The following is a 6,210-nucleotide window of genomic DNA, read 5'->3' as shown; positions in this document are numbered from 1 at the left end:
CGCGCCGCGCCGCGTGCCGATGAAGTCGGCCGCGGACGTGACCTGCGACTGCGCGGCCGTCAGATCCTGCTGCAGCTTCTGCCGGGCGCGCTCGGCCTGTTCCTGCGCCTCACGGGTGCGGGCGAGCACCGCATCGAGCCTGGCATCGGCCTCGACGACCCGGGTGAAACTGCCCAGAGGGTCGGTCGCCTGCGAGGCGCGCGCATGGCTCAGAGCCTCGGTCGCCGCGGCCTTCGCCTTCGCCAGGTCCGTACCGCCGCTCGCCGCGAGCTGCTCGGCGGCGGCGACACCCTGCTCCAGGTCCGCGATCGCCGCGGGGAGCGTCGCCATCGCGTGCCGGATGTCGGCCTCGGCGTGATCGACACCGTCGAGCAGCGTCGACGCCTGCGTCAGCGCGCCCTCGGCCGCCCGGATCGCACCGACCGCCGGACCCTGCTTCCCGACCGGCAACGCGACCGCGTCGCGACCGTCGGCGATGGACTTCTCGGCGAACGCGAGCTGCTCACGAGCGAGCGCGGTGTTCTGCGCGACCGGCGCGAGCGTCTCGGAGGGGAACTCGGCGCGCAGCGCGGTCAGTACCGCCTCGGACGCGGGCACCCGCGCGGTGAGCGTCACGACCTGCTGGGTCAGCGCGTCGAGGCGGGCCGGGGCGTCGAGCAGCAGATCTCGCATCCCGTCGAATTCGGTGACCCGCGCGTCGAGTTCGCGCCCGGCGCGCCCGCACGTGGAGATCAGGTCGACGAGCATGTCGCGGCGCTGCTGCGGGGTCTCGGGAATCGCGTCGTCGAGGCGCTGCCGGATCTCGAAGGCTTTCGCGAGCGCGGCCCGGGCCTGGGCGAAGGCCGTCGCGAACGGGGCGACGGCCTGCTCGCCGAACTCGCCGCGTGCCAGTTCGAGTTCCTCGGCGCTGGTGCGCACCGCGTTGTCGGTGTCGACGAGGATGTCCTTCGCGCGGGCATCGAGGACGTCGAGCGGCAGTGCCGCCAGCGCGGCGGTATCGGTCGGGTCGATTCCGGCCGCGGCCTGGGCGCCGGCCTCGGCGCGCTTGCGTTTCGACCGCCGCGTGTACAGGTAGACGCCTCCCGCTCCGGCTACGACGACACCACCGCCGACGATCAGCGGCGTCATCGACGCGGGGGAGAGCGCCTCGTCCAGGCCCTCGGCCGCGGCGATGGCGGCACCGGCCCAGTCCTCCTCCACCAGTTGCGGCCGCACCTGGTTCGTGGCTATCGACTCGACCTCCGCGTCGGAGACGTCGGTCACGTCGTTCGACACCCAGAAGCTGTAATCGCGGTCGGTGGTGGCGACGGCCAGCAGCGCCGTCTTCGGTCCGAATCCGCTCGCCTTCGCCGTGGCCTCGGTCCAGTCGTCGCCGGACATCCCGGAGAAGCTCGGCACGTACGCGACCCACAACTGCACCTGATGGTCGCCGTACAACTGGTCGAGCGCGGACTGGACCTCGGCCTTCGCGTTCGCGTCCAGCACGCCGGAGGAGTCGGTGATCTGCCCGGGCAGGCGCAGCGGGGTGTCGGCGGACGCGGCCCCGGGCCACAACAGCAGCGCCAGCAGTGCCAGCACGGCGGGCACAGCCGCGAGGATCGGGCGGGGGACCGGTCGGGTGGGTGCCGCAGCGGCAGCGGACGAGTACACGGGCATGGCGTCGAATCTAACGGTCGCGGGAGCGGTGCGTGTGCGCGTGCGTGGCGCGTCGTCGACCGAACCCGGCGCGGGCGCTGGCAGAATCGTGGGGTGAGTACCGCAGCCCGCCGATCCCGGCCGAACCCGCCGCCCGCTCCGGAGCGTCGCGGTGTCGGTGCGGGTTTCGCACGGTGGACCCGGCGGATCGTGGTCGGCGTGATCCTTGCCGCGATCGCGGTCGTCGCCGGCACCGCGGTGCGGGTCTGGCAGGTCGCCAGAATCGATGACTGGAGCCACGCCGACGCGATCGTCGTCCTCGGTGCCGCCCAGTACTCGGGGACACCGTCGTCGGTGTTCGAAGCCCGGCTCGAACAGGCCGTGCAGCTGTACGAGAACGGGGTGTCCGACACGGTCGTGACCGTCGGCGGCAAGCAGGAAGGCGACCTCTACACCGAGGCCGCGGCCGGCAAGAACTATCTGATGTCGCGCGGGGTGCCGGGCGACGCGATCCTCGCGGTCGAGGAAGGCACCGACACGCTGCTCAGCGTCGAGGCGGTCAGCCGGGAGATGCACGAGCGGGGCATGTCGTCGGCAGTGCTGGTCAGTGATCCGTGGCATTCGCTGCGGACCCGCACCATGGCGCGCGACGCCGGGCTCGACGCGTGGACCGCCCCGACCCGGACGGGACCGGCAGTGTTCACCCGCGAATCGCAGATCCACGGCATCGCCCGGGAAACCGGAGCCCTGGTCTGGTACCAGTTGACGCACGGCTCGGCGGACTTCCCCTACACCGCCGCGCAGTGAGTTCCGGCGCAGCTGAGGAGGGTGGATGCAGGGCTACACCGAACACGAACTCGAGCGCCGCGTCGTCGAGGCCCCCAAGCGGTCGGGAATCGCCGGTGCGGAGGCAGCGGCGGCCGAACGCACCCCGTTCGCGCGGGACCGCGCGCGTGTCCAGCACTGCGCCGCGCTGCGTCGGCTGGCCGACAAGACGCAGGTCGTCGGGCCCCGCGACGGCGACACCCCGCGCACACGGCTGACCCACTCGATGGAGGTCGCGCAGATCGGGCGGAGCATCGCGGAGGGGCTCGGTGCCGATCCCGACCTGGTCGATCTCGCCGGGCTCGCCCACGACATCGGGCACCCGCCCTACGGGCACAACGGGGAACGGGCCCTCGACGAGGTCGCGGCGAGCTGCGGCGGCTTCGAGGGGAACGCGCAGAACCTGCGCATCCTGACCAGCCTGGAGCCGAAGATCCTGTACCCGGACGGGCACAGCGCCGGGCTGAACCTCACCCGCGCGACCCTCGACGCGACCCTCAAGTATCCGTGGACCCGCCCGCGACCCGGCGCGAAGTTCGGCGCGTACGACGACGACGCCGAGGTCCTCGCGTGGATCCGCGAGGGCGCGCCGGACCGGAAGAAGTGCCTCGAGGCGCAGATCATGGACTGGTCCGACGACGTCGCCTATTCGGTGCACGACGTCGAGGACGGTGTGATCGACGGCCGCATCGACCTGCGGGTGCTGTCCGACCCGGCGTCCGTGCAGGGACTCGTCGACGTCGGCATGCGCGAGTTCTCCGACCTCATCCCGGACGAACTGGTCGAGGCCGCCGAGCGGCTGTCCCGGATGCCGGTGATCCTCGGCGTCGGCGTCTACGACGGCACTCTCGCCAGTTCGGTTGCTCTGAAGAGACTCACCAGCGAACTCGTCGGCCGCTACGCCACCGCCGCGATCAGCGGCACCCGCGAGGTCACCGGCGGTGAACCGGTCAGCCGCTACGCCGCGGACCTGGTGGTGCCACCGCTCGTCGCGTCCGAGGTCGCGCTGCTCAAGACCATGGCATTGCAGTTCGTCATGTCCGACGGCGCGCACCGCAAGCGGCAGGAACGCCAGCGTGAACGCATCCATCGGGTTGCCGAATGGTTGCTGCGCACCGCCCCCGTCGGCCTCGATCCGCTGTTCGTCCCGGCATGGGAAGACGCGAAGGACGACGCGGCGCGCGTGCGGGTCGTCGTCGACCAGATCGCCTCGTGCACCGAGTCGCGGCTGGAGCGGATCGACAAGGACAGTCTGGCCGCGCAGGCGGGCTGGGGGTAGGCGTCGGCGAGCGCTTAGACTCGTCCCGTGGCCGGCCGAATTTCCGACAGAGACATCGCGGCCATCCGCGACCGCATTCGCATCGAGGACGTCGTCGGCGACTATGTCGCCCTCAAACGCGGCGGTGCCGACTCGATGAAGGGCCTGTGCCCGTTCCACGACGAGAAGTCCCCGTCGTTCCACGTCCGGCCCAACCACGGCCATTTCCACTGCTTCGGTTGCGGCGAGGGCGGCGACGTCTACTCGTTCCTGCAGAAGATCGAGCACATCAGCTTCGTCGAAGCTGTCGAGCAGTGCGCCGAACGCGTCGGCTACACCATCAACTACGAGGGCGGCGGCCCGTCCGTCCAGCGCGACCGCGGTACCCGTGCCCGGCTGATCGCCGCGAACGCTGCCGCGCAGGCCTTCTACGCCGAGCAGTTGCGCACCCCGGACGCCCAGGCAGCGCGCGACTACCTGACCGAACGCAACTTCGACGCTGCCGCCGCGCAGATGTTCGGCTGCGGCTACGCGCCCGCCGGGTGGGACGCGCTCACCAAGCACCTGCTGTCGAAGGGCTTCGAGTTCGCCGAACTCGAGGCGGCGGGGTTGTCGAAGCAGGGTCGCCGCGGTCCCATCGACCGATTCCACCGCCGCCTGCTCTGGCCCATCCGCAATCTCGCCGGCGACGTCATCGGCTTCGGCGCGCGGCGGCTGTTCGACGACGACACCCTCGCCGCGAAGTACGTCAACACCCCGGAAACGGTGTTGTACAAGAAGTCCCAAGTGCTCTTCGGCCTCGATCTCGCGAAACGGGAGATCGCCAAATCGCATCAGGCGGTGATCGTCGAGGGCTACACCGATGTGATGGCCATGCACCTGGCCGGTGTGAAAACCGCTGTGGCGTCCTGTGGTACGGCCTTCGGCGACGAACACCTGTCGATGCTGCGGCGACTGCTCATGGACGACAGCTACTTCCGCGGCGAGATCATCTACACCTTCGACGGTGACGCGGCCGGGCAGGCCGCGGCGATGAAGGCGTTCGAGGGCGATCAGAAGACCGCAGCCAAGACGTTCGTGGCGATTGCGCCGAAGGGCATGGACCCGTGCGAACTGCGCCAGGCCAGCGGCGACGGGGCCGTACGGGATCTGGTCGCCCGCCGCACCCCGATGTTCGAGTTCGTCGTCCGGTCGATTCTCGCCGAGCACGACCTCGACACCGCGGAAGGTCGCGTGGAGGCGTTGCGTCGCTGCGTGCCGGTCGTCGCCCGCATCAAGGACCGCTCGCTGCGCGACAACTACTCGGTGCAGCTCGCGCACTGGGTGGGCTGGGACGACATCCCGACCGTGCGTCGTCGCGTGCAGGAGGAAGCGCGGCGCGGTAGCCGAGCGCCGGAGGCGAGGACCCGCGCGGCTGCGGCATCGACTTCCGAGGCGACGGCGACGGTGCTGCGGCGCCCGCGGCCGAACGATCCGTCGCTGTGGCCGCAACGCGACGCGTTGAAGGCGGCGCTGCAGTATCCGGGGATCGCCGGCACCGTGTTCGACTCGCTGCCGGGGGAGACGTTCACCGATCCCGCGTACGCCGCCGTGCGCGAGGCCGTCGCCGCCGCCGGAGGCACAGGAGCCGGGCTCGGGGGCGCCGAATGGGTCGACGCCGTGAGCCGGGCCGCGACCGACCCGGTCGCACATTCACTGGTCAGCGAGCTCGCCGTCGAGCCGCTGCCCGCCGACGACGAGCGCATGCCGCGCTACATCGGTGGGGTGCTCGCGCGGCTGCAGGAAGTCTGGGTGGGCGAGCAGGTCGCCGAGCTCAAGTCCAAGCTGCAGCGCATCTCACCGGCCACCGAGTCCGACGAATTCCATGCCCTGCTCGGCGATCTCGTGGCGCTCGAGCAGTACCGCCGTAGCCTGCTGGACCAGGCCATCGGCGATGCCACCGGCGAGGGGTTGGCCGGCTGAGCTGCTATCGCTTCAGCTGATTACGCGGAATCATGATGGTCGTCTGCTCGTCGATCGGCTTCATCGGTTCGAGCTTCGGTTGCGGATTGATGGAGTCGGCGAGCTTCTGACGGCCCACCTCGATGGCCTTCTTGGTGACGGGGCTTGCCGCCACCGCCCTGGCGGTCTTGCTGATCTGTTCGTACCGGGCTCGGCCGGCGCGTGTTCCGAGCACATATCCCGCCGCCACCCCGACCAACAATCCGATCAATGTGAGAGTCCTTTCCACCCGTGTCTGCGCGTCGCGTACATCCTGCCCGATCGGGCGCCACATGCCCACATGCAGGCGATTTGGTACCGCGGAGGGTGAAACGCTACAGTTCTTCTCGCACCGAGGGAAACCGCGGAGCACCGCAGGACAATCCCCTGTAGCTCAATTGGCAGAGCATTCGACTGTTAATCGAACGGTTGCTGGTTCGAGTCCAGCCGGGGGAGCAGAGAAGAACCCCACCCGATCATCGGGTGGGGTTCTTCGTTCTTTCGGGGTTCGC

Annotated in this window: 5 protein-coding genes and 1 tRNA gene; 4 read left to right on the top strand and 2 right to left on the bottom strand. The window is 70.1% G+C overall.

Translation table 11 applies throughout. The annotated features are described in order from the left end of the window. The coding region (locus tag ACN675_RS27075) for a TPM domain-containing protein (protein ID WP_420753757.1) at window positions 1-1,656 on the bottom strand (1,656 nt) is incomplete at its 3' end. Between the two features lie 93 nt (window positions 1,657-1,749). On the opposite strand from ACN675_RS27075, the gene ACN675_RS27070 reads away from it, so the two are divergent. Genes ACN675_RS27070 through dnaG form a run of 3 tightly spaced genes read left to right on the top strand, consistent with a single transcriptional unit; the run spans window position 1,750 to window position 5,680 of the window. Next, on the top strand, window positions 1,750-2,442 hold the full coding sequence (locus tag ACN675_RS27070; protein WP_420753756.1) for a YdcF family protein: 693 nt from the start codon (window positions 1,750-1,752) through the stop codon (window positions 2,440-2,442). Between the two features lie 25 nt (window positions 2,443-2,467). Continuing rightward, window positions 2,468-3,739 (top strand): deoxyguanosinetriphosphate triphosphohydrolase, encoded by a 1,272-nt coding sequence (locus ACN675_RS27065; RefSeq protein WP_420753755.1) that lies wholly within the window; start codon window positions 2,468-2,470, stop codon window positions 3,737-3,739. Between the two features lie 27 nt (window positions 3,740-3,766). After that, the gene (gene dnaG, locus ACN675_RS27060) at window positions 3,767-5,680 is read left to right on the top strand and encodes a DNA primase (protein WP_420753754.1); all 1,914 of its coding nucleotides are present in this window, start codon (window positions 3,767-3,769) and stop codon (window positions 5,678-5,680) included. A 4-nt stretch (window positions 5,681-5,684) separates the two neighbouring features. On the opposite strand, the gene ACN675_RS27055 is transcribed toward dnaG, so the two are convergent. Beyond that, the gene (locus ACN675_RS27055) at window positions 5,685-5,930 is read right to left on the bottom strand and encodes a hypothetical protein (protein ID WP_420753753.1); all 246 of its coding nucleotides are present in this window, start codon (window positions 5,928-5,930) and stop codon (window positions 5,685-5,687) included. Between the two features lie 151 nt (window positions 5,931-6,081). Here ACN675_RS27055 and ACN675_RS27050 point away from each other — a divergent pair. Then, window positions 6,082-6,154: transfer RNA gene (locus ACN675_RS27050), tRNA-Asn, on the top strand. The last annotated feature ends 56 nt before the right edge of the window (window positions 6,155-6,210 follow it).

The organism is Rhodococcus sp. O3 (assembly GCF_048897285.1).
Classification (GTDB): Bacteria; Actinomycetota; Actinomycetes; order Mycobacteriales; family Mycobacteriaceae; genus Rhodococcus.
The sequence above is the reverse complement of the archived record's forward strand: the minus strand, read 5'-3'. Positions and strand labels throughout refer to the sequence as shown.